General features: G+C 33.5%; 24 protein-coding genes and 1 pseudogene. 11 read left to right on the top strand and 14 right to left on the bottom strand.

Going from position 1 to position 24,062, the window contains the following annotated elements; all coding sequences use genetic code 11:
* The first annotated feature begins 56 nt into the window (after positions 1 to 56).
* Complete coding sequence (locus ACTF54_RS07000) at positions 57 to 455, top strand: hypothetical protein (RefSeq protein WP_438969034.1); 399 nt, start codon at positions 57 to 59, stop codon at positions 453 to 455.
* Here ACTF54_RS07000 and ACTF54_RS07005 read toward each other — a convergent pair.
* Positions 452 to 1,624: a GlmU family protein gene (locus tag ACTF54_RS07005; RefSeq protein WP_438969035.1), complete on the bottom strand. Its 1,173-nt coding sequence runs from the start codon at positions 1,622 to 1,624 to the stop codon at positions 452 to 454. The genes ACTF54_RS07000 and ACTF54_RS07005 overlap by 4 nt on opposite strands.
* A gap of 84 nt (positions 1,625 to 1,708) precedes the next feature.
* On the opposite strand from ACTF54_RS07005, the gene ACTF54_RS07010 reads away from it, so the two are divergent.
* From ACTF54_RS07010 to ACTF54_RS07030, 5 genes are all read left to right on the top strand, one after another.
* The gene (locus tag ACTF54_RS07010; protein ID WP_438969036.1) at positions 1,709 to 2,767 is read left to right on the top strand and encodes a DUF3810 domain-containing protein; all 1,059 of its coding nucleotides are present in this window, start codon (positions 1,709 to 1,711) and stop codon (positions 2,765 to 2,767) included.
* 58 nt (positions 2,768 to 2,825) lie between these two features.
* On the top strand, positions 2,826 to 3,563 hold the full coding sequence (locus ACTF54_RS07015) for a hypothetical protein (RefSeq protein WP_347196539.1): 738 nt from the start codon (positions 2,826 to 2,828) through the stop codon (positions 3,561 to 3,563).
* Between the two features lie 189 nt (positions 3,564 to 3,752).
* Positions 3,753 to 6,713 carry an amidohydrolase family protein gene (locus ACTF54_RS07020; protein ID WP_347201954.1) on the top strand — a complete coding sequence of 987 codons (2,961 nt, stop codon included), beginning with the start codon at positions 3,753 to 3,755 and terminating at the stop codon, positions 6,711 to 6,713.
* A gap of 1 nt (position 6,714) precedes the next feature.
* Positions 6,715 to 8,028, top strand: a complete 1,314-nt coding sequence (locus ACTF54_RS07025; protein ID WP_347196600.1) for an amidohydrolase family protein — start codon at positions 6,715 to 6,717, stop codon at positions 8,026 to 8,028.
* A gap of 70 nt (positions 8,029 to 8,098) precedes the next feature.
* The gene (locus tag ACTF54_RS07030; protein ID WP_438969037.1) at positions 8,099 to 8,668 is read left to right on the top strand and encodes an NUDIX domain-containing protein; all 570 of its coding nucleotides are present in this window, start codon (positions 8,099 to 8,101) and stop codon (positions 8,666 to 8,668) included.
* A 377-nt stretch (positions 8,669 to 9,045) separates the two neighbouring features.
* Here ACTF54_RS07030 and ACTF54_RS07035 read toward each other — a convergent pair whose 3' ends face one another.
* From ACTF54_RS07035 to rpsF, 5 genes are all read right to left on the bottom strand, one after another.
* Entirely contained in the window at positions 9,046 to 9,282 is a 237-nt protein-coding gene (locus ACTF54_RS07035; protein ID WP_438969038.1) for a hypothetical protein, read from the bottom strand.
* Positions 9,283 to 9,404: 122 nt separating this feature from the next.
* Positions 9,405 to 9,899: a DUF6495 family protein gene (locus ACTF54_RS07040; RefSeq protein ID WP_347196596.1), complete on the bottom strand. Its 495-nt coding sequence runs from the start codon at positions 9,897 to 9,899 to the stop codon at positions 9,405 to 9,407.
* Between the two features lie 79 nt (positions 9,900 to 9,978).
* Entirely contained in the window at positions 9,979 to 10,428 is a 450-nt protein-coding gene (gene rplI, locus ACTF54_RS07045) for a 50S ribosomal protein L9 (RefSeq protein ID WP_347196595.1), read from the bottom strand.
* Between the two features lie 18 nt (positions 10,429 to 10,446).
* Positions 10,447 to 10,743, bottom strand: coding sequence for a 30S ribosomal protein S18 (rpsR, locus tag ACTF54_RS07050; protein ID WP_015363620.1), 297 nt, complete (start codon positions 10,741 to 10,743; stop codon positions 10,447 to 10,449).
* A gap of 3 nt (positions 10,744 to 10,746) precedes the next feature.
* Positions 10,747 to 11,091: a 30S ribosomal protein S6 gene (gene rpsF, locus ACTF54_RS07055; protein WP_347196594.1), complete on the bottom strand. Its 345-nt coding sequence runs from the start codon at positions 11,089 to 11,091 to the stop codon at positions 10,747 to 10,749.
* A gap of 441 nt (positions 11,092 to 11,532) precedes the next feature.
* Between rpsF and ACTF54_RS07060 the strand changes: the two genes are divergently transcribed.
* Positions 11,533 to 12,237, top strand: coding sequence for a LytR/AlgR family response regulator transcription factor (locus ACTF54_RS07060; protein WP_438969039.1), 705 nt, complete (start codon positions 11,533 to 11,535; stop codon positions 12,235 to 12,237).
* Positions 12,238 to 12,332: 95 nt separating this feature from the next.
* Here the strand turns inward: ACTF54_RS07060 and priA are convergent, their stop codons facing one another.
* Positions 12,333 to 14,786 carry a replication restart helicase PriA gene (priA, locus tag ACTF54_RS07065; RefSeq protein WP_438969040.1) on the bottom strand — a complete coding sequence of 818 codons (2,454 nt, stop codon included), beginning with the start codon at positions 14,784 to 14,786 and terminating at the stop codon, positions 12,333 to 12,335.
* Between the two features lie 216 nt (positions 14,787 to 15,002).
* On the opposite strand from priA, the gene ACTF54_RS07070 reads away from it, so the two are divergent.
* Complete coding sequence (locus ACTF54_RS07070; RefSeq protein WP_347196591.1) at positions 15,003 to 15,407, top strand: glyoxalase; 405 nt, start codon at positions 15,003 to 15,005, stop codon at positions 15,405 to 15,407.
* A gap of 2 nt (positions 15,408 to 15,409) precedes the next feature.
* On the opposite strand, the gene ACTF54_RS07075 is transcribed toward ACTF54_RS07070, so the two are convergent.
* The gene (locus ACTF54_RS07075; RefSeq protein ID WP_347196590.1) at positions 15,410 to 16,075 is read right to left on the bottom strand and encodes a DUF2461 domain-containing protein; all 666 of its coding nucleotides are present in this window, start codon (positions 16,073 to 16,075) and stop codon (positions 15,410 to 15,412) included.
* A gap of 58 nt (positions 16,076 to 16,133) precedes the next feature.
* Entirely contained in the window at positions 16,134 to 18,074 is a 1,941-nt protein-coding gene (locus tag ACTF54_RS07080) for a S8 family serine peptidase (RefSeq protein ID WP_438969041.1), read from the bottom strand.
* A gap of 174 nt (positions 18,075 to 18,248) precedes the next feature.
* On the opposite strand from ACTF54_RS07080, the gene dnaN reads away from it, so the two are divergent.
* Positions 18,249 to 19,364 (top strand): DNA polymerase III subunit beta, encoded by a 1,116-nt coding sequence (dnaN, locus tag ACTF54_RS07085; RefSeq protein ID WP_347196588.1) that lies wholly within the window; start codon positions 18,249 to 18,251, stop codon positions 19,362 to 19,364.
* Positions 19,365 to 19,435: 71 nt separating this feature from the next.
* On the opposite strand, the pseudogene ACTF54_RS07090 reads toward dnaN, so the two are convergent.
* From ACTF54_RS07090 to ACTF54_RS07105, 4 genes and pseudogenes are all read right to left on the bottom strand, one after another.
* Positions 19,436 to 19,984 (bottom strand): annotated as a pseudogene (locus tag ACTF54_RS07090) (type 1 glutamine amidotransferase domain-containing protein).
* A gap of 118 nt (positions 19,985 to 20,102) precedes the next feature.
* Complete coding sequence (locus tag ACTF54_RS07095) at positions 20,103 to 20,624, bottom strand: DinB family protein (RefSeq protein ID WP_347197165.1); 522 nt, start codon at positions 20,622 to 20,624, stop codon at positions 20,103 to 20,105.
* A complete protein-coding gene (locus ACTF54_RS07100) occupies positions 20,625 to 21,098 on the bottom strand; it encodes an Lrp/AsnC family transcriptional regulator (protein ID WP_347197166.1) in 474 nt (157 codons plus the stop codon).
* 80 nt (positions 21,099 to 21,178) lie between these two features.
* Positions 21,179 to 22,264 carry a M14 family zinc carboxypeptidase gene (locus ACTF54_RS07105; RefSeq protein ID WP_347197167.1) on the bottom strand — a complete coding sequence of 362 codons (1,086 nt, stop codon included), beginning with the start codon at positions 22,262 to 22,264 and terminating at the stop codon, positions 21,179 to 21,181.
* 380 nt (positions 22,265 to 22,644) lie between these two features.
* Here ACTF54_RS07105 and ACTF54_RS07110 point away from each other — a divergent pair, with 380 nt between their 5' ends.
* Positions 22,645 to 23,109 (top strand): helix-turn-helix domain-containing protein, encoded by a 465-nt coding sequence (locus tag ACTF54_RS07110; protein WP_347197168.1) that lies wholly within the window; start codon positions 22,645 to 22,647, stop codon positions 23,107 to 23,109.
* 38 nt (positions 23,110 to 23,147) lie between these two features.
* Complete coding sequence (locus tag ACTF54_RS07115) at positions 23,148 to 23,519, top strand: DNA topoisomerase IV (protein ID WP_438969042.1); 372 nt, start codon at positions 23,148 to 23,150, stop codon at positions 23,517 to 23,519.
* Positions 23,520 to 23,620: 101 nt separating this feature from the next.
* Here the strand turns inward: ACTF54_RS07115 and mscL are convergent, their stop codons facing one another.
* The gene (mscL, locus tag ACTF54_RS07120) at positions 23,621 to 24,058 is read right to left on the bottom strand and encodes a large conductance mechanosensitive channel protein MscL (protein ID WP_347197170.1); all 438 of its coding nucleotides are present in this window, start codon (positions 24,056 to 24,058) and stop codon (positions 23,621 to 23,623) included.
* Between the last annotated feature and the right edge of the window lie 4 nt (positions 24,059 to 24,062).

Below are 24,062 nucleotides of genomic sequence, written 5' to 3' on the forward strand. Positions count from 1 at the left end.
ATCTAGAGAACACGCAACCTTTTGAGTCTATTTGCATCTACTTAAAAACCAACATTATGAAAAAGATGCTTTTATTACTTAGTTTTTTTGCTGTTTTATCGTCTTGCACTTGTGTCTTTTGTAATGAAGATGATAATATTCCTTTCGATTTATTAATCTATGGAGAATGGGAATTAGAAGCTGTTCTTGCAGATTCAGGCGATGGAAGCGGTACTTTTCAACCAGCATCAGGTAAAACACTCCAGTTTACAGATCAAGGTGTGGTAAATTGTAATGTGAGTTTTTGCTTCGGTAGTTTGACACAGGCTACCTCTAGTGGGACCTTTGATATCTCAACGACAACAATTGACGTGGATAACTGCATGGGAACTTATGTTTTAACTAATGCAAATACTTTAGAAGTATCACATTTTTGCATTGAACCTTGCGGCGAGCGTTATGTAAGAGTCAATTAATTCTTTCGGTACTGAGCCGTTTGCTCAAAAACATGATCTAAAATATCTATATCAATCTGTTCTAAAGATAAACCGCGTCTTTTCATTACTACATCAGCAACTTCATAGGCTTTATTAGTCTTATAGGTCATATTACCTTGTGGTCCACCCCAATTAAATGATGGAATAAAGTTACGTGGATAACCTGCGCCGTAAATATTAGCACTTACTCCTATTACCGTTCCTGTATTGAACATGGTATTGATACCACATTTAGAATGATCGCCCATCATCAAACCACAGAATTGCAATCCAGTTTTTGCAAATCGGCCTGTTGCATAATCCCAAAGTCTTACTTCAGCATAGTTATTTTTTAGGTTACTGGTGTTGGTATCTGCTCCAATATTGCACCATTCTCCTAGAACAGAGTTTCCTAAGAAACCTTCATGTCCTTTATTAGAATAACCAAATATCACAGAATTGTTTACCTCACCTCCTATTTTAGAATGTGGTCCTATAGTTGTAGGTCCGTAAACTTTAGTTCCCAATTTAGTCGCGCTATGCTCGCAAAGAGCAAAAGCACCACGTATAATAGAACCTTCCATCACCTCTGCATTTTTACCTATGTATATAGAACCGGTAGAAGCATTCAATGTTGCAAATTGAAGCGTTGCTCCTTCTTCTATAAAAATACGATCTTCATTGATGTAATTAACGGACGCTGGAATAGGCTGGCTTTTTCTTCCTTTTGTTATGAGGTCAAAATCGGCTTCAAGAGCCTTTCCATTTTTTGAAAATATATCCCATGTATTTTCGATTCCATCTACTTCTTCTTCTAAGAATAGTACTTGCTCTAATTCTATAGTAGGTGTATGCAAGTCTTTAACTCGATAAGCAATGACGTTATTTCCAGCAAGAAGTTTTTGTTCTGGTTTCAAGTTCTTTATTGCCTCACACAAAGTTGCTGTAGCAAAAACATTTCCAGCAATAACGATATTGTCCTCTGTTTCCACAAGCGGATATTTAGTTTGCAGGTATTCTTCTGTTTGAAAACTTATCTTCTCACCTAACTGCTTTTCCCATTTTTCTCGTAATGTGATGATTCCACAACGTATCTCGCAAGTAGGTCGCGTGTAAGTAAAAGGTAACAAAGATTGATGTTTATTGAAGTCAGCTAGTATAAAGTTCATTTTCTCTTAATTATGAAATCAAAGGTCGTGAAAGAATAATCAAATCAAATATATTTGAGTAAAATTTAAAGAGTCTTATTCTCCATGCTTAAAAATAGATCGTTACTTATCGCCATTGGGTTATTAGTTCTTCAAGTTCTATTTTACTACAGTTTGCGATACGTTCCAGCAAAAGTAGAGTCTTTGTACAGCACCGGGCTCTATCCTTATATCGCAAAAGCCATGCGATTTGGGTTAGGTTGGTTACCTTTTTCATTTGGTGATTTAATTTACACCATTTCCATAATCATGATCATAAGATGGTTATGGTTAAGTAAAAAGGGTTTGATCTCGCTTTCGCGAAAGCGGTATACCCAACTATTCCTTTCTCTTAATATAATCATCGCCCTTTTTCACTGCATGTGGGGTTTTAATTATTATCGTGAACCGCTACATGAGGTTCTAAATTTAGAAAACGATTATACGACTGAAGAACTGGAAACCGTCATTTGTCAACTGGTTGATACTTCCAATAAATTGTATGATCAATTACAACCTGTAGATTCTTTGCCAGTTGTTTTTAATCGATCACAGTCAGAGCTATTTGAACTTGCGCCAAAAGGATTTAAAAATATCGATCACATTTATCCAGCGTTGAGCTATGGAAATGCTAGTATTAAGAAGTCCTTACTCACTGTACCATTATCTTATATGGGATATAGCGGTTATTTGAATCCGCTTACTGGTGAAGCGCATACCAATGCATGGATCAATAATTATAAAACGCCAGTGCTTACGTTACATGAAATGTCCCATCAGTTGGGTTTTGCAAAGGAAAATGAAGCAAATTTCATTGCCATCATAGCAGGAATGAATCATGAAGATCTTTATTTTCAATACAGCGCATCTATTTTTGCACTGCGTTATTGCATTAATGATTTGTACCGACGTGATCCTGAGAAGTACCAAAGCATACGACCATTAATTAAGGACGGGATTTTTAGAAACTATCAGGAATTAAGAGATTTCTGGAAGCAATATGAAGGTATTATTGAAGATGTTTCTCAAGTTACCTACAATGCTTACTTAAAAGCAAATAATCAACCTGGTGGAATGGATACTTATAGCTATGTAGTTGCATTACTGGTTAATTATTATAAGTGATTTTAGAAATCTGAAAAACATTATCTTTAAAGATTCAAAAATCAACAAAAACAACCAAATGAAGAATTTAAGTGCATTTTTTCTATTAGTATTTTTAAGTTTAGGAATGATAGTAACGGCCCAAAAGAAAAAGGTAGCTGTGATTACTTTCTATGCAGATAAAACTATCGATTTATCAAACATAAGCGGAGCTGCAGATTTGATCGCAAAAAACACGAGTCTGAGCGAAGATCCTAACTTTAACCTTACAGAACCTTTAAATAAACTACACAAAGCATTTTTTGCAGAATATAAAAAGAACTTTGATTTTGAAATTATAGATGAACAAACTGTCATTAATAATGAGGCTTACAAATCATTTGAACCTGTTTACACAGAAGGAAAAAGTTTATTTACTAATTCTGAAACAACAGTTTCCATAGATGGTTATCAAGCTATTCCTCCTTATCGCAAAAATGTTAAGGCTTTAAAAGCCGTAGCAGAAGCTCTAGATGTAGATGCAATTATGTTTGTTAAATTATCTTTTGGTTTTGTTAAAACAGGAGTTGGTAGTTTTGGCTATGTTAGTATTCAAGCTCGTTACAGCATGGATTTATATACTAAAGATAACAATAGTATATTCCAATTTAATGAAGTTGCTGGTTCTAAGAAAAAGGCTGTAATGGTAGGAGGAGTTCCAGTCATGAAAACTGAAAAAATTCAACCTATGTGTGAAAGCGCTGTAGATAAATTAATGAAAGACTTAAACAAAAAGGTAAGCCGATTAGCTAAAAAAGCTAATCGTAAAATGAAGTAGCAATCTTTTCTTTAAATAAAAAAGTCTCAAATCTAACTTTAGATTTGAGACTTTTTTATTTAAATTCTTATAGTCATTCAAATTAATTTACTAGAGACCTGCATAACAAGCCTGTTAAGGTCTTTAAGAAATCTTTATGAGTTGTATTCCCTTCCGTTTTGGCTATATTTATAGTCTAAATCTTAATTCATGAAAAGAATACTATCTCTCATGCTTTTGGTTTGTTTTTCTTTGCAAGCTCAAGAGTATTTCCCAAACAATGATGACATCAGTGCTGTGAGTAATGTCACTCGTGTTATTACAAATGCTACCATAGTGACGAGTCCTGGAAAAGTCATTTCCAATGGGACGATTATCATTAAAAATGGTAAAATTGAAGCTATAGGAAGCGGTATCACTATTCCTAAAAATGCAGTTATTGAAGATGCTGCTGGTAATTATATTTACCCATCATTTATAGAATCTTACGGTGATATTGCAATGAAATCTCCTCAAAGAGCTTCTAGTAGTAGAGTAGCCCAATATGATGAAGGACGAAAAGGATATTACTGGAACGATCACATAAGAGCAGAACAAAGTGCTATGGATCATTATGAATATGATGAAAAAGAGGCTAAAAAATATATCGATGCAGGTTTTGGATCTATGCAAACTCATCTTCATGATGGAATTGCTCGTGGAAACGGAATGTTTATAGCGCTAGAAAATAACAGTACGGACGAAAACCGTATACTAAAACAAGAAAGTGGAAACTTTTTCTCTTTGAGTAGAAGTAGTCAGACCAATCAAACCTATCCTACTTCACTTATGGGTACTCTGGCATTACTTAGACAGACACACTTTGATGCAGACTGGTATGCAAAAGGACATGCAAAATCAAAAGACCTGTCTTTAGAAGCACTTAATGCAAAAAAGAACCTAGTTCAAATTATTGAAGCCGGAAACAAGCGTAATATCTTAAGAGTTGATAAGTTAGGAGATCGTGTAGGAAAACAATTTGTTATCGTAGGTGGAGAAGATGCTTATGAAATGATTGATGATGTTAAAGCAACTAATGCTGCGCTAATTGTACCAGTAAACTTTCCAGACGCCTATGATGTTTCTAATCCTTATCTAGAAGATTTTGTAAACCTAGGTGACATGAGAGAATGGAAACAAGCTCCTGGAAATTTAATGATGCTAACTAAAGCTGGAATCACTTATGCCATAACTACAAAGGATTTAAAATCTCCTGGAGAATTAATGAAAAAGTTAAAGCAAGCAATGGAATATGGTCTTACAGAAGATCAAGCGCTTGCCGCTCTTACAACTACTCCAGCAAGTATTCTTAAAGTATCAAATATGGTTGGAACACTTGAAAAAGGAAAGCTAGCCAACTTTATTATGACCTCTGGAAAGTTGTTTGAAGACGATACAGAGATTTATGAAAATTGGGTTAAAGGATCTAAACATATTCTTAAGGATAGAAGTACTCAAGATATAGATGGTTCTTACACTACAACGATAAATGGTTTAAAATATGACATCACTATTAAAGGAAAAGGGAAAAGCTCTACAGTAAAAATAGATAGCACAACCTTAGGTTCTAAAATTTCGTACGACGGCGATTGGATCAACATTGTGACAACTCAAAAGGATAAAGACAACAAGTCTTATACACGCTTTCTTGCGACAACACAAAAAAATGATTTAAAAGGAACAGCTTATTTACCTAATGGTAGTGAAGTAACTTTTACAGCCGTAAAGTCTGATACTGATGCTAAAAAAGAGGATGACGAAGATGAAGAGAAAGAAGATGATAAAAAATCTATAAAGCAAATGGGCCGCATGACCTATCCTAATATAGGTTATGGAAGTGAAACAAAACCTACTGAAGAAACTGTCTTATATCGCAATGCAACAGTATGGACTAATGAACAGGATGGTATTCTTGAAAATACAGACGTATTAGTAAAAGACGGAAAGATTTCAAAAATCGGTAAAAACTTAAGTGCTGGAAGTGCTCGTGTAGTCGATGCTACAGGAAAACATTTAACTTCTGGAATCGTAGATGAGCATTCTCATATAGCCATTGATAATGGTGTAAATGAAGCTGGTCACAATTCTACTGCAGAGGTGACAATTGAAGATGTCGTAGATCACGAAGATATCAACATTTACCGTGATCTTGCTGGTGGTGTTACCACATCACAATTACTACATGGTAGTGCAAATCCTATAGGTGGAAGAAGTGCGATCATTAAATTAAAATGGGGCTACAAAGCAGACGAGATGATTTACAGTGATTCTCCTAAATTTATAAAATTTGCACTAGGAGAAAATGTTAAGCAATCGCGTTATCAATTTGGTGTTCGTTTTCCACAGACTCGTATGGGTGTTGAACAAGTTTTTGAAGATTATTTCTCCAGAGCTAGAGAATATGCCAATTCTAAGAAAGATGCCGACTTCCGTTATGATGAAGAAATGGAAGTATTACTTGAGATCTTGGAAAGTGAACGTTTTGTTTCTTGTCACTCTTATGTACAAAGCGAGATCAATATGTTAATGAAGGTTGCAGAGAAGCACGGTTTCCGTATCAACACTTTTACGCATATTCTTGAAGGATATAAAGTGGCTGATAAAATGGCAAAGCATGGTGTAGGCGGTTCTACATTTAGCGACTGGTGGGCTTATAAATACGAAGTGAATGATGCTATTCCTTACAATGGTGCCATCATGCACTCACAAGGTGTAACTGTAGCTTTTAACTCTGATGATGCAGAGATGTCAAGACGTCTCAATCAAGAAGCTGCAAAAGCTGTAAAATATGGAGGCGTTAGTGAAGAGGAAGCTTGGAAGTTTGTAACTCTAAATCCTGCAAAACTATTACACATCGATGACCGTACTGGAAGTATTAAAAAAGGTAAAGATGCAGATTTAGTTCTTTGGAATGCAAATCCATTAAGCGTTACCGCAAGACCAGAAATTACCATGATAGATGGAATTGTGTTTTTTGATATGGAACGCGACTTACGCTTTCGCGAAAGCATAAAAGAAGAAAGACAACAACTAGTAAATGAGATGATCCTTGCTAAAAACAAAGGAATGAAAACTCAAACACCTAAAAAGAAGGATAAAGGTTTATATGAATGTGAAACAATCCACTGGTAAAATGAAGACAATGAAAAACTTATTATATACGATTTGTGCCTTATTTGCCATGACTGCAATAGCACAACAGACGCCAGCACCAGTACAAACTGGGACGTACACTATTATGAATGCAACCGCTCATATAGGTAATGGAGATGTGATTGAGAACTCTGTTATAGTGATTGAAAATGGTAAAATCAGTGCCATTGCAGACGCTACTGTGGTGAAAATGGACATTAAAGGAGAGAAAATTGATGCTTATGGAATGCATGTGTATCCCGGAATCATAGCGATGAATTCTACTTTGGGATTAGTAGAAGTTGATGCTGTAAATGCAAGTGATGACGAGCGCGAGATAGGAACCTACAATCCGCATATACGCTCTCTAATTGCTTATAATGCTGAAAGTCGCGTGGTAGAATCTATGAGACCTAATGGTGTACTTATGGCACAAATAGTACCACGAGGTGGACGAATTTCTGGAAATTCTAGTGTCGTACAATTAGATGCCTGGAACTGGGAAGATGCTGCGGTAAGGACAGACGATGGAATCCATATCAACTGGCCATCTACATTTAGTAGAAGTGGTTCATGGAGAAATCCAGGACCTATAGAACCTAGTAAAAACTATGACGAGCAAATTGAAGAGTTATCTGACTTTTTGAACAGCGCGCGAGCTTACAGCGCAACACCTAATCCTGTAGGTGTTAATTTAAAATATGCAGCGCTTAAAAATGCTTTGAATGGTGACGATAACTTTTATTTTCATGTAAATGGTGAGAAAGGAATCATCGATGTGCTGGCTTTTGTAAAAGCAAACAATATCAAAAAACCTGTCATTGTAGGTGGTCGTGAAGGAGATAAAGTAGCGGCACAATTAGTTGCTATGAATGTTCCTGTTCTTGCTGGTCGTGTTCATGATTTACCTTCTAGAGAAGATGAAGACTTTGATATGCCTTATAAATTTCCAAAACTACTTGCTGATAAAGGCGTGATGGTAGCTTTAGAAAATTCTGGAAGTATGGAAAGACATCAAACGCGTAATTTTCCTTTCTATGCAGGAACCGTTGCTGGTTATGGAATGGATATGGAAAAAGCATTAATGATGATTACTTTAACTCCTGCAAAAATCTTAGGAATCGATAAAAATTACGGTTCTTTAGAACAAGGTAAAAGCGCTACTTTATTTATTTCTAGAGGAAATGCTTTAGACATGCGAGGTAATCAATTGACACGGGCATTTATTGATGGTAGAGATATTTCTTTAAACTCTCATCAAACACAATTGTATGAGCGTTATATGAATAAATTTGGAGCTGAGATTAAGAGGTAATTAAATTTAAAACACATATTTAAAATCGCTCATTTGAATAAATGAGCGATTTTTTTTTAATTTATTTAATATGAAGTATCATATCAAAGAAGAAGAACTAGTCTTCAATGACTTTCTTAAAATCTATAAGGCAGAGGTTACTCATGACTCTTTCAATAGCGATCAAAAAGTAACTGCCACTCGCCTAGCCTTAGATAAAGGAAATGCTATTGCTGTTTTACTATATGAAAAGGATACCGATAGCTTTCTATTTATAAAACAGTTTCGCTATCCTAGTTCAAGACATGGTCATGCCTGGACCATCGAACTTCCTGCAGGTGCCATAGATAAAGATGAAACAGCTGAGCAAGCTGCGATAAGAGAAGTGGAAGAAGAAATAGGTTACCAAGTGACCGATTTAAAACTTATAGTAGAATACTTTCCGTCACCAGGAATGTTATCTGAACAAATTAGTATTTTTTATGTAGAGGTAACTTCTTTACAAAAGATCTCAAAAGGTGGTGGTTCTACTTCAGAAAAAGAAGACATTGAATTGATTAAAATTCCGAGAGTTGAAATCAAAGATAAATTGAATAACCATTTTTTTAATAACTCTATATCGATAATAGGTTTGCAATGGTTTTTGTTAAACAAGGTTTAAATTAAGTTTTACAGGTTAAGGTAGTTTTTGTAATATATAAAATACGACCGCTCCAATAAGATAGCAAATGATATCCCACACATCACCAGTATAGCGTGAATTATATTCTGGCAGATATAGCTCAAAGTAAACAGAATATAATATTAACAAGCTCGCTAAACTAAAAACATCTAACCTTATACCATAGTCTTTTTTAATGAGCCACAAAATATACAAGCTTATGGTAGCAACAATAGGAATTGCTATAAGATCATTCATATAGTAATTAATAAAGGAACTGGATGGATACTCAAAGAACTTAGTAAGTTGCACCCCAAAGTAGGTAATTACAAATATTACAAACGCTATGTGCAAAGTTTTTAAAGGAATCTCTTGTATCATGTAGCTAATATGGCAATCAACCAAGCAAGAAACATACCTACGGCCATGACAACTATCCAGATAGAATGTAAAACTTTATAAGAAATTCGTACAGCTAGAAATCGACTGTTCTCCCATCTGTAGGACAAAGATCTCTTTTTCATCGAATTTTTGATATTTAAAGTTTGTATTTCCTTTTCAGAATTTGAATTCAGACTATTGGAATCACCTCCTTTATCAAGCTTACTTTTCATTTTTAATTGTACTTCAGATAAAAAAATTATCTAGTAATTTGACATTTTATTCAATTTATTTAAAGTTACTAAATGAAAACAAAATTAATTGGTAAAAAAAAAGTGTTCTTCCTAAAATTATTTTAAAAACCGTTAGATTCTTTGCCTAGTTCCATAAGATCATCAAAATAATTGAATAACTGACCTTTAGTTATTATCGCACCTGTTTCAATAAGCTTAAACTTATCTGCATTAGGATCATCACTATATGCTTTTTTTGCAGTGAATATTTTTACTTCATCGTCTAATAAGTTTTTTTGAAGCCATTGATATCCTTCTTTAGTGGTAATATCAATTAATTCGTCTCCTACCATTATAGAAATCAATTCCATTTCTTTTTCTCCTAATGAAAACAAATTCATTGTTCTAGGAGAGATATGTTCTAAAAACTCTGCTTTAGTCAAAACACCTTCCCAAACAAGATCAGAGAATACATCTATTTCTTGCTCTGCAATTTCTGGTTGATTCGTTTTAATATCATTCCATTCTTTGGCTGTAATGGATTGAGTCGCCAAAAAGTTAATAAACTCTTGGTGCATTTCTTCTAACTGTTCTTTAGTAAGTCTTCTATATTTCATAAAATCTTATTTGAAAATTAAAATTAAAAAAAGCCGTTTCAATAAATTGAAACGGCTTTACTAAATATAAGATATACTCTTATTTCTCTTCTACGACAGTAAATGTAGCTTTTGCAGTTACATCTCTGTGAAAACGTATATCTGCTTCGTACTGTCCTAATCTTTTAATTGCACCACCAGCAACTGAGATAAATTTCTTCTCTATCTCGATTCCGTTTTTGGCAAGTAAATCAGAAACATCAGCAGTAGTAATAGAACCAAATAATTTGCTTCCATCACCAGTTTTTGCAGGTATTTTTAATTCAAGAGTTGCAAGTTGATCAGCTTGCGCTTTTGCAGCTTTTACATTTGCAGCTTCTTTGTGAGCTCTTTGCTTAAGAGTTTCAGCCAATACTTTCTTTGCACTACTGGTAGCCATTACAGCCATACCTTGAGGGATTAAGAAATTACGACCATAACCAGGCTTAACAGTCACTAAATCGTCAGTAAAACCTAGGTGCTCTACGTCTTTTTTTAATATAAGTTCCATATTGTTAATCTGATTTTATTATTTAAGTAAATCACCCACGTAAGGCATGATAGCTATGTGACGAGCACGCTTAACAGCTACAGCTACTTTACGTTGATATTTTAAAGAAGTTCCAGTAAGACGACGTGGAAGTAATTTTCCTTGTTCGTTCACAAATCCAAAAAGCCAATCTGCATCTTTGTAATCTATGTATTTAATACCACTACGTTTGAAACGACAGTATTTCTTTCTTTCTTGAGTCTCTATCTTTAAAGGAGAAAGGTAACGGATATCACCATCTTTTTTACCTTTAGCTTGTTGTTGTAATGTTGCCATAATTTAAGCTTTAGATTTTTTAGACATTCTACTTCTTCTTTTTTCTGCCCACTCGATAGCATACTTATCAAGCTTAACAGTAAGGTATCTCATGACACGCTCATCACGACCGAATTCTACTTCATAGTCGTTAATAACCTCACCAGGTACTTCAAATTGGAAAAGGTGGTAAAAACCACTTTTTTTGTTTTCAATTGCATAAGCCAGTTTTTTTAGGCCCCAATCTTCTTTGGCTACCATTTTTGCACCACGCTCTGTAAGGAAATTCTCAAACTTCTTTACTGTCTCCTTTACCTGATCATCAGATAAAACGGGATTCAAAATGAAAACAGTTTCGTATTGATTCATAATTAATATTTTTAAACGGCTGCAAAAATAATCTTTTTCTAGTCTATAAACAATAAGTTTCTTTTTAATTTTGCGTCGCTAATAAAGAACCTTAGGATCGTAATTTCTAAAGTCTTAAATCCAGACTTATTTATTGATAATTAACACGGTCATTGTATTATTTTCACTGTGATTAAATGGCTACTCATAAGAAAACCGCTAATACAAAATTCATTAAGTTCACAATTAATTAAAACTTATAAAGGCTCACCTTTAATATATAACTCAAAATAAGGGATAATGACCTAATATTCTTAAAAACCTATACATAGTTTAAAATACACATATTGTTATAACTATGGTAAATTCGCTAAATAGTATATAAATTCGTTTAAATGTGAGTAGCACTTGCATTTCATCAGAAAAGAGAGTATTATTGTCTTAAATATCTTAAAATTTACCATGAGTAATATTACCCTTAATTGTTTTGTAGTAGATGATTCTAGTATACAAAGACTGGCGATTGTAAAAATGATCGAAAGCCACCCCAATCTTAAACTAAAGGGCGAATTTAGTAACGCGGTAGAGACTGAAACTGCATTAAAAGAACAAAGTATTGATCTAATTTTTTTAGATATTGAAATGCCCATTCTTAGCGGTTTTGACCTCTTAGATGACATTTCGGATAAGCCAGGTGTGATTTTCATAACAGGACAAACTAAATATGCAGTAAAAGCATTTGATTATGCTGCCATAGATTATTTACAAAAACCTATTAAAAAGGATCGTTTTTTATATTCGGTTGAAAGAGCATTACTTGCACAAAAGATGAAAACAGAGATGGTAGAAGATCGCGGTGAATTTATCTTTGTTAAGAGTAATCTTAAAAAGCGTAAGGTTTATTTAAAAGAATTAAAATATATACAGGCCTTAGGTGATTATGTAAAATTAATTACTGATGAAGACAACCTTATCGTACTTTCTACCATGAAATCCTTTGAAAATTCACTTCCTGCAGAGGATTTTTTACGCATACACAAGTCTTACATTGTTAATCTAAGAAGAGTAGAAAAGTTCAATTCTAAAGCTGTAGAATTAGGCAACGAAGTTCTTCCACTAAGTCGTAATAGAAAATCTGATTTAGTTGAAGCCTTGTCCCAGTTTTAGAAATAATGTCCTAAAAATTTAAGCCACTTTACAAGAGGCTTTTTTTAGCACCATTTTTATTCCGCTTTCGCGAAAGCGAGAACAACAAGACTTATTTAATAAGCATCTACATCTATATTGCACCTCACAGACCTATATTGCTTAATAGATTCAAAACTTTTTTTGACCTTAATTATATAACCCTTTATTTGCTCTGGAGATTGTTGTTTTGCCAGTTTTATGATGACATGAATATTGTACAAATTTCTAATACGTGAAACTGGTGGAAATTCTGGACCTAAAACAACTACTCCATGCGGTATCTGATTTAATGCATTTACAAACCAGGTGCTAGAATCCAATGTAGTCTGATAATCACGGTGTTTAAATGTTATTCTTATCAATCTTTGAAATGGCGGATATTTAAATTGATAACGCTCCTCTACTTGCTCTCTATACATAGTGTTATAATCGTAAGAACTGACCTGCTGTAAAATCATATGCTCTGGATTATAACTTTGTATCAAAACTTTACCTCTTTCTTTAGTTCTTCCTGCCCTTCCAGCCACCTGAGTTAACAGTTGAAAACATCTTTCATGAGCTCTAAAATCTGGGAAATTGAGCATAGAGTCTGCATTCATAACGCCTACAAGACTTACATTTCTAAAATCAAGGCCTTTTGTAATCATTTGCGTACCTACTAGACAATCTATCTCACCAGTATCCATCTGATGAATCAATTTATGATAAGAATTTTTTCCTCTAGTGGTATCTAAATCCATACGAGCTACCTTGTGATTAGGAAACAACATTCTAAATTCTTGCTCAATTTGCTCTGTACCAAAGCCTTTTGTATCTAGAGCATTGCTAGAACATGAAGGACATTCTTTAGGAACAAAAGTATGGTATCCACAATAATGACATCTTAACTGTCCTTTGTATTGATGATAAGTTAAACTTACGTCGCAATTAGGACATTGTGGCGCATTGCCACATGTACCACACTCCATAATAGGCGCATATCCTCTTCTATTTTGAAAAAGTATAACTTGGTTTCTTTCTTTAAAAGCTAGCTGCATTTGATCAATGAGCGTATCAGAGAAATGACCATTCATTTTCTTGCGCTTATGTTTTTCTTTAATATCTACCATATTGATTTCTGGCATCTGGACATTACCAAAGCGCCTTTTCAATTCTACAAGATGGTATTTACCAGAACTGGCGTTGTAATAGCTTTCTAGTGATGGTGTCGCACTACCCAACAGTACCGCAGCCTTCTTCATGTGACCTAAAACTATTGCCGCATCTCTGGCATGATAGCGTGGTGCTGGGTCAAATTGCTTAAAGCTAGTTTCATGCTCTTCATCTATAATGATCAATCCCAATTTTTGAAAAGGCAATAACATAGAACTACGAGCACCTATAACCACGTAAGGCTCACTAGCATTAATTACATGATTCCACACTTCTAGCCGTTCATTAAGGTTGTACTTTGAATGATAGACTAGTACTTGATGTTTAAAAAAGTTTTTTAACCTAGAGATTAATTGCGTGGTCAATGCTATTTCTGGAAGTAAGTAAAGTGATTGATTTCCTTTTTCTAATTGTTTTTTGATCAATTCTACATACAGTTGGGTTTTTCCACTGGACGTAACACCATGCAACAATACCGTTTTCTGCTGCTCAAAACTAGATTTAATTTCTTTCAAAGCATTATTTTGATCTTCATTAAGTTCAAATAATTCTGCTCCTTCTTCTTCTTTATCAAGAACACGATCTATATCCTTTTCTACTTCATTAAGAATGCCTTTAGAAACTAGCGATTTGATGACAGCAGCGGTTACGTTTGCGCGTTCTAGAAGTTGTTTTTTAGTCACATCTCTTTGATTTCCTGCTTGCATCATAAAGAGCGTCATAACTGCTTCTCGTTGTTTAGGAGCGCGCTGCAATTCTTCTAAAACAGATTTTAATCGTTCTTCTTTCTTAAATTCTTTTTGAAGAAAGATATATTTCTGGGTTTTAGATTTATAGGTATTGTACAATTCTTCTTGCAGAATGATGTAACCCTTTTCTAGCATTGTTTGTAAAATAGGCAACACCGTTTTACGATCTAGAATATCCATTACCTCTTGTACTTTTAAGGCATTGCGATTCTGTAAAGCTTCCATAACTAGAAATTCGCGATCATTCAACTCGGTATCTTCAATGAAAGTCGATTCGTTTTTTAACACGATCGTTTCACTTTCTAAAAGAAACGATTTAGGTAACGCCGCTCTCATTACTTGACCTACGGCACACAAATAATAAGAGCTAATCCATTCCCAAAACTTGAGCTGATCCTTTGTTACAATAGGATCTTCATCAATAATGAATTCAATATCTTTCACTTCATAGGTTGCAATATTTTCTTGATGTACTCGATGAACAATCCCAGTATAAATTTTAGATTTTCCAAATGGAACGGCCACTCGCATACCTGGCTTCAGAAACTCAAACTCGGCAGCGTTGATAGTATAGGTAAAATACCTTTCTAGCGGAAGTGGTAGAATAACATCAATGAAATACTGCATAGGTGTAAAAATAAGAACCTCTATTGATTTTTGAGCTTTGGTTCTGAATTATTATATCACTAAGATGGTTAATTTATATCGCTTTCGCGAAAGCGGAATAACCAGATAATTATTCAAAAACTTTTAAAAGATATTAGTGTTAACAAACTTGTTGAGAATCGAACTAAGCTAATACCTATCTAACGGAAGTGCGACCTTATATTTAAAAAAAATGTCATGGACCAAAGAGATGAAAATTTAGTAAGACTTAGACCTAACCTTATTGGAGTGCGTATAGATGAAAACATGAGCGATGAAGAACATTTTCAAAATGCTACTTTAAGACCTATTGCAAAACTACAAAACGATCTATTGATAGCTATTTTTAAAAATTACATTACCAAGCACAAAAATGTGTTTTACGGGCTCACGGCACAAAAACGAATGGATTATATTGAAAACGCAGTCAATAGAGACCAAAAATTTAGAAGTACACTAAAAGGCGTCTTTACTGGTTTATTTACGATGGATGAATTCGAACATTACACCACAAATTCTAGCGCTTTAAATAAACGTATAATGAATCTAGTGCGTGAACGATTAATAAGCAACATGCAGTTATTTGAAAATTCCAGTGGATAGAATTATAAAATAGACTCGCCATTTAAATCTGTGGTTAACACATCAGTCATGTAGTCTAAAAACGGTCTTATTTTTTTAAAACAATCATCAACTATTTTTGGAAATGCCGTACTCATGACTTCTTCATTTGTGAATGATTTCATGAAGTAGAAGGACTTGTATCGTATAAGATCCATATCAGGATGATTCTTATCAAAATTTCTAGGTGCTGTTTTAAGTTGTTCTCCTTGTAGATCGCCCCAACAATTTTTTAAATTGTTTTCTTTAATTATGGAACGCAACTCTTGTGCATCTAATTCTAATTCTTTCCTAACTCTTAATAAGTCTTCTTTTTCTGGGCCAAAGAATCCTACACCTATCAAATTATCGTTGGGCTTAATGCGCATAAAGTAACTACCTCTCCTTTCTTCTCCTGCTCTGATCCAATTAACACTACGATGTGTTTTGAAAGGTGTTTTATCTTTTGAAAAGCGGATATCTCGATAAATTCTAAATGTTTTTGTTTTTTCAATAACATCGTGTTGATCAAGATTTTCCTTGATATGTTTTGCGACATTTTTAAAATCTGCATCTAGCTTTTTGAAAAAAGGCTTACGCTCTTCAAACCATGGCTTATTGTTATTCATTGCGAGCTTCTCTAAAAACGCTATTAAACTGGGATCAATCATAAAAAAATTGCCTTTGTTAGAAAACAAAGGCAATTTATCAATTAATTTGAAGTGAAAGCTATTTCACAATTAATTTTCTAGTTTCAAATGTTTTTCCACTCCTTACTCTTACAAGATAAATACCACTATTCAATTGAGACACATCTATGGATTGTTCAAAATTACCAGAATTATCATAGGTATTACTCATAATTTGTTTTCCTAAAATGTCGAAAACATCAATAGAAACTTCTTTACTAAAATTTGCGCTTCCTAAAGAAACATTAAATTGATCATTTGCTGGATTAGGGAATAATTTAAGAGAATTTAATTCATTAAGATCAGTAGATAAAGTACCTGAAGTAACCCCAGTAACAATCAGACTGAAGTTTTGTGCTCTTGACCTAAATAAGCTTCCTTTATGTGAAACAGAAACTGTAAAATCACCAGTTAGTTGATCTATTTCGATTTTTTCATAGTTGTCTACGTCATTAACACCAGTTGTCGCAGCGGTGTTAGGAAAATCTGGATCTAGTTTCCAAGGATAATATACAGTCCCTGATGAAGAAGTCACTACTAGATCTAGATCATTTACAATCATTGGTGCTCTATCATCATTTAAAAGACTTGGAAGATTATTAGCAGGAGTATCAGTCCAAGATATTGAAATAACTAGTTTATTGTCGAAATCTAAATTTCCTGTAGAAGTAAAAGTCTCTGTATAAGTTGTACCCTGGGAAAGGCTTAACTCTGATATAGATGCTTCATTTCCTTTGCTCCTTATCGCCGTAGCAGCCTTTTCTGTATTTAAAAGCCCCCAACCAAAAGCGTAATCTGGACCATCAAATCTACCAGCTTCATCTGCTGTATGTAACATTAGCCCCTTAAGCGTAGCGGCTTTCATATAATTGTTATTAAGAGAATTGTAATACTGTTGTAACAATATCGCACCAGCAGCAACAGCAGGAGAAGACATAGAAGTACCACTTCTAAAAGAGTACTGCGTATCAGACAGTTCACTAGTGCTGTACATAGCAACGCCTTTGGTGCTAATATCTGGTTTTATTCTACCATCATCAGTTGGTCCCCAACTGCTAAAATTGGACATCGATACACTTGATGGTCCCGTATAATTAGCCACACCTTCTGTAGCTCCTACTACTAAATTATTTTTTGCATTAGAACGAGAAGTAAGTAAATCATAACCTCCATCAGAAGGATTTACACCTGTATTTCGAGAGTTTCCTGCAGAAGAAACTATCAAATAATATTCATAGGTTCTTGCTACTTGATCCCAAGATTGTGCAGTGGAATCATATTTACCTAAATCAGAATTAGAAATAACATCTGCTGGAATACCATAACTATGATTTGACACAAGCATTCCACTAGCAGCTGCGGCACTCATTTCCACAGCATCTAAGACACCACCTTGAGATTCAGGTAACCTCTGAAATTCATAATATTCTATAGTTGATTGAGGCGCAATACCTCTAGCTGCTGAATCTCCAGCACCATTAGAAGCAATAGTACCTGCTACGTGCGTAGCATGTCCACTTAAAGTTGTTAAAGCTTCTCCTGGTACAGTTCTTCCAAAATAGGATAGGTGTGAATCTCTAATCTGACCGCCGTCCCATACACCAACAGTCATGTCCTGACCTTCTATGTTCAAACCAAACGAGCCACCAGTTTGTAGCTCTCTGGCACCTTGCATCTGGGCAGCCTCTTCATTCATTGTACTTACGTATAACGGACTATCCCAATCATTAACACCTATTAAATAAGCTGTGTTACCACTTTTGGTCTGGATTGTTTCCGGCCAATCATATGTCGCTTTCAATAATTTTAACCGAATGCTATTGGTCTTACTGTAATTATTTAAATAATTATTTAAAGAAATAATCTGCTCTTGATTGTAACTATCTGAAATAATTCGTCTTTCTTCATTAGTCTGTGCAGTGGAAAGTATTGCACTTCCTAAGAGTAAAAAAATAAGATTGTTTATAGTTTTTTGAAACATAAAATTATATTTATGGAAAAAATTTAATTATTAATAAAAATATTATGGTACTCGATATATATAAAATATCTTTGTAATAAGGTTATAAATATAGTTACCACACCCTGAAAAAACGAAAAATTAATAACTTTCGTTAAATAAAAGAAATTATTATCACAATATAATAACACTCTGATGAAATTTATAGTATCTAGTTCTTATTTACAAAAACACCTACAACTACTAGGAGGAGTCATTAACAATAACAATACCTTACCTATTTTAGATAATTTTCTTCTAGAACTTGTTGGTAATAAACTGAAAGTATCTGCTAGTGACATGGAAACAACCATTGTTAGTAAGCTTGATGTAGAAAGTGAAGACGATGGAAGCATTGCTTTGCCTGCAAAATTACTTTTAGACACTCTCAAAACTTTTCCAGAGCAGCCACTTACTTTTCATTCTGTAGATAATATGATGATTGTAAGCCATGATAAAGGTAAGTCTGAAATCGCTTGCGCGGCAGCTGAAGAGTTTCCTAAATCAGTAAGCATATCTGACCCAAGCAGTACTTCTATTATGGGAGATACTCTTGCTACAGCGATCAACAAAACTATTTTTGCAGCTGGTAACGACGATCTTAGACCTGTAATGAGTGGTGTATTTTTTCAATTTGCAAGCGATTCTTTAACCTTTGTTGCAACTGACGCCCATAAACTGGTTCGCTACAAAAGAGAAGATCTTTCAGCTAGCCAAACGGCTGAATTTATAATGCCTAAAAAACCTCTTAACCTCCTAAAGGCTATGCTACAAGGAAGCGAATCCGAGGTATTAGTAGAATATAATGAAAGTAATGCACAATTTAGTTTTGACAGCACAACGATCATATGTAGATTGATTGATGGTAAATATCCTAATTATGAAGCTGTCATCCCAAAAGAAAATCCAAATAAACTTACGATTTCTAGAACACAATTCTTAAACTCTGTAAGACGTGTTAGTATTTTCTCTAATAAAACTACACATCAGATCAGGCTTAAAATGGCAGGTGCAGAACTAAACATAAGTGCTGAAGACTTAGACTACAGTAACAAAGCAGATGAGCGGTTAACTTGTGACTATCAAGGTGATGATATGCAAATAGGTTTCAACAGTAGATTTCTTATAGAAATGTTGAATAATTTGACTTGTGACGATGTTTCTTTAGAGATGTCTTTACCTAATAGAGCAGGTATTCTTACTCCTGTAGATGGACTAGATGAAGGTGAAAATGTTACTATGCTGGTAATGCCAGTAATGCTTAATCAGTAACAGAATTATTCATTAAGGTTTCAAAAAAAATGCTCGCTTAAAGCGAGCATTTTTTTTTATAAGCACAATAACTAAGCATGCTGTTTTTCATGCTTTCCTTCCATTACTTCTTCTACTAATTTTGCATTAAACACTTCAAGATCTTCTGGTAACCTACTAGTTGTGAATCCTTCATCAACGACAACTTCTTTATTTACCCATTTTCCACCAGAATTTTCAACATCCTTACGTAAAGACGGAAATGATGTCAACTTTCTTCCTTTTAATACTTCTGCATCAATTAAAGGTTGTATTCCATGGTAAATAGCGCTTACTGGTTTCTTTTGTTTAAAAAAGCTTTTAATAAATTTTATAGAGTTCTCATCTTGTCTTAATTTATCAGGATTCATAACTCATCCAGGCAACATTAAATCTTGATAATCAGTTGACTGAACATCACTTATATGTTTATCTACCTGATATGAATCTGACCAATTATTATTATTCCAGGCTTTAATAGAATGTTTATTTGGACTTATGATATGAACCTCTATTCCTGCATCTTCTAATGCCTTCTTTGAACTAGTTAATTCAATTTCTTCAAATCCGTCTGTGGCTAATATTGCTAGTTTCTTTTTCATATCTATGTATTAACTATTTCGAATTAATGTAAAGATGTTACATTGACATGGACATAAATAATAAAAGCCTACTAAAGAATTCTTTGTAGGCTCTTATTATTGTAATTTAATTCAAAAATTAACTTAAATAACGTTGCATAATAACATTTTCATGATGCATATTATGACCAGCAATTATAAAAGGAATCACTCTAGCCGTCATCGTTTTATTGCTAGCATTACCTTTAAAAATTAATGATGCATCGTTTACGTTTCTAAACAATCCTATGGTAGCTAATCTTATTGTTTTTAAAGATTTTAGAAGATCCGCTTTCGCGAAAGCGTAACCTTTCATACTATCTACAAAAACATCTTGATCAAAACCTGATAAAGCTGTAGAATCTCCCCTCATGAATCTTAACGCACGATATGCAAATACACGTTCTGTATCAATATTATGTTGTATAACCTCACCTATTGTCCATTTATTAATGGCATAAGAATAATCCATAGGTTTTTCTATAGAATCAATAAAATGTAGTGATGAATCGAGAGACTGTTCTAAAACTGTCATTAAATCGATTTTTGAATCTACAAGATTTAAGTACGGAGTGTAATAAGAAGGATATTCATCTTTTTTAATATCATCAAATGTAATCATCTATAAATCTTGAAAAACTTTGTGTAACAACCTCTTCTTATCATTAATACTTTCTTCAAGGCTTATCATAGTCTCTGTGCGACTTACACCGTCAATATCATCTAACATAAAAATGATCTTCTTTGCATGCGTAGTGTCTTTAGCACGTATTTTACAGAAAATATTGAATTTCCCTGTAGTAATGTGAGCAACGGTTACAAATGGGATTTCCTTTATTCTACTCAACACAAATTGTGTAGTACTTGTTTTCTCAAGGAACACACCTATATAAGCAATAAAAGTATAACCTAATTTGTAATAATCAACAGTTAATGAAGAACCATGTATAATACCAGCTTCTTCCATTTTTTTTACTCTTACATGAACAGTTCCAGCACTAATATTAAGCCTTTTTGCTATATCTGTAAACGGCGTTCTTGTATTCTCTATAAGAACATCGAGAATTTGCTTATCTATTTCATCAATTCTTGCCATAACCTTATCTTTTTCTAACTATTTTTTGCAAAATAAAGACAAAAGCTAACAATAAACTAACAAAACAGGTGATTTTACAATTAATTAGCAAATATTTTAATATTTAGAGATGTAGATGAAATCTGTAAATTACTATCTATTACAATATCATTTTTAAAATTAGCTACCTTATTTAAATCCACAACTCGATGTCCATTCAAAACATCAGATCTATTGACTCCTACAAGAATGGGAACAAAATACAGAACTTCATCTTCTATTTGTTCATGATACTGTATACACAAAGATTGCTTTCCAGCAGCAGATGAATAATTTTTAATTAAAATATCCGTATAACATGTTGACATTTGGGGTATTTTCAAATAATTTGATAAAATGAGTTCCTTGTCTGACTTCTCAATATTAACAGATTTTAATGCAATTCTAATAGCTTTAATCATGATTTCTGTAACCTCATTTCTTGAATAGTCATCACCAGCATGACCTGCTTCAAACAATACTGTTGGCACCTCTTTACTCATCATAAAATCACCAACACAATTGATATTGAAATCATCATTATACCTACCTATAATTCCTGAAACGTCGTTCTTAAGATATTGATACATTTCATTTATAACATTCATGGATCTTAAACGTGCATCAGTAACTTCTTTGTTAAGATCTCCAGCTGGAGCTAGAAATGAAATCTGAGCAGGAACACTACCATCCTGTGAACCATAAATCGTTCTTTGACCATGAAGATTAAAACAATAATCAGGTTGAAATTCTTCAAATATCCTATGCAACACTAGACTTTCTGGCTGCGATAAAGAAATAGAATCTCTATTCAAATCAATATTATTTACATTTACCCTTGTCCAATTTTCAGCACCATCAGGATTCAATACGGGAATTATATACAATTCAATATCCTTAAGAAGACTATCCATATTTTCAAGTTCTAATAGATCACAAATTGCTCTTGTAGTAGTTGATTCATTACCGTGCATTTGAGACCAAGCTAATACTTTTGTTTTGCCTTCACCGATCCTGATTCCGTAAATAGATTTATTAAGAACTGATTTACCGATTTCCATTTCATGCAATGGAACAGGAGTAAAGGTTTTAATAAGCGACCGCAAATGGTCTTCAAATTGAGAATAAGTATAATATCTGGAGAGCATAACAATAAGGTTTAGACTTAGTCTAAAAACTGATTTAAAAACAGTTTTTCTATAGCTGTACAAATGTAAACTCTTTAAGGTTAACAAACGTAAACAACATTCTTGTTACAATTGTAAATATGTCAATATCCTAACTAGTTTACAATTGTAACGAATTAAAATAACGTATTAAACAAGAATTAACATAATCCGCATAATATTTTTATACGTGAGCTCTATGACAACCTTTGTACACTTAATATCAAGTATATAATTATTTTTATATAAACTATTAATTCATCATAAATCGCCTATATAAGCAACTATTATTAACTATATTTTATCAATGTTTACATTTATAAACATATTTATGAGCTTTAAATTGTTTACTTTTGTAACCTATGGTAGATTCAGCAGATTTTTCAAAAAGGTTGCAAAAAATTATGGATAGAAACGATTTAAACGCTTCTTCATTTGCAGAGCGCATCCATGTAACTCGCAGTTCTATATCTCATATTCTTTCTGGTCGCAACAAGCCTAGTCTTGATTTTGTAATCAATACGGTAAAGGAGTTTCCAGAAGTAGACCTATACTGGTTACTAAATGGTAAAGGAACTTATCCAAAAACTGAGGTTACTACCACTGGTCCTACTCATGCAAATAGCGTTCCTTCACCAATTATAAAAACCCATGTCAACCCAGTTTCAACTGCTATAAATGAGAATGAAAAACCAGTTTCAAATGATCTGTTTTCAACCGTTGAAAATGATGTAGAAACTACTTTAAAAAATATAAATAAGGGGAAAAATATACAAAAGGTAATTTTACTTTATGATGATGGAAGTTTTGAATATTTTATACCTTAAATAAATGATCGTGAAGTAACTTTGTGAAAAAGTTAAAGATGAAATACTCCATCCTATTTATAGTTATCCTACTCTTCACAACTAGTTGTTATGAAAACAAAAGAGAGTGCCAAGATTTTCAAGAAGGCACTTTTATCTGGAAACAAGAAAGTGGTGGTAAACTTTTAAAAACAGAATTTACGCGTACTAAAGATTTACAAATCGAACGTTTTGAAAGTAAAGTGGATACTTCACGCATTGAATGGGTCAATGATTGTGAATGGAGAGTAATTCCTATTGATCCAGAAACTAATTCAGAAAGTCGCGCCTATTTATTTAAAATTTTGAGAACAGAAGAAGATTCCTATACTTTTGAATTTAAACAATCTGGTCGAGATCAAATTTATATAGGCACTGCATATAGAAAATAAAAAAGTGTCAGTATAGTCCTAACTATAACTTTGTATGTTTCCTCTTAAGAAAATTTAACGTAAGAATAAGTTCCCTAGTGAATTAAATTATTTCTACGGTTTTATTTAGCCTTTAACAATGCATTTTGCTCTTGCATTAACTCTTTGAGGTCATTCAACAATTCAATATCCTTAGGCGTCACTACTTCTTTGTTTTTTGGGTCTTGTGCATTATTACGCAGTTTATTCATAAGTTTAATAACTATAAATACTACAAAACCAATTACTAGAAAGTCTATAGTCACATTGATTAATTCACCATAACTTATAGCTATTTCCTTTGAACGATCTCCTGTAGCGCCCTTTATCGCTTCTCTCAGAATATACTTTTTATCTTCAAAATTCACACCATTAGTAAGGTATGAAAGAGGTGGAAGAACGATTTTCTTCACTAGCGTTTGTACTACATTATTAAAAGCTGTACCGATTATAATACCTACAGCCATATCAATCATATTACCTTTTACCGCAAATTCTTTAAACTCTTTTAATAATACCATAGTG

This window comes from Nonlabens sp. (assembly GCF_965657255.1).
Taxonomy (GTDB): Bacteria; Bacteroidota; Bacteroidia; order Flavobacteriales; family Flavobacteriaceae; genus Nonlabens.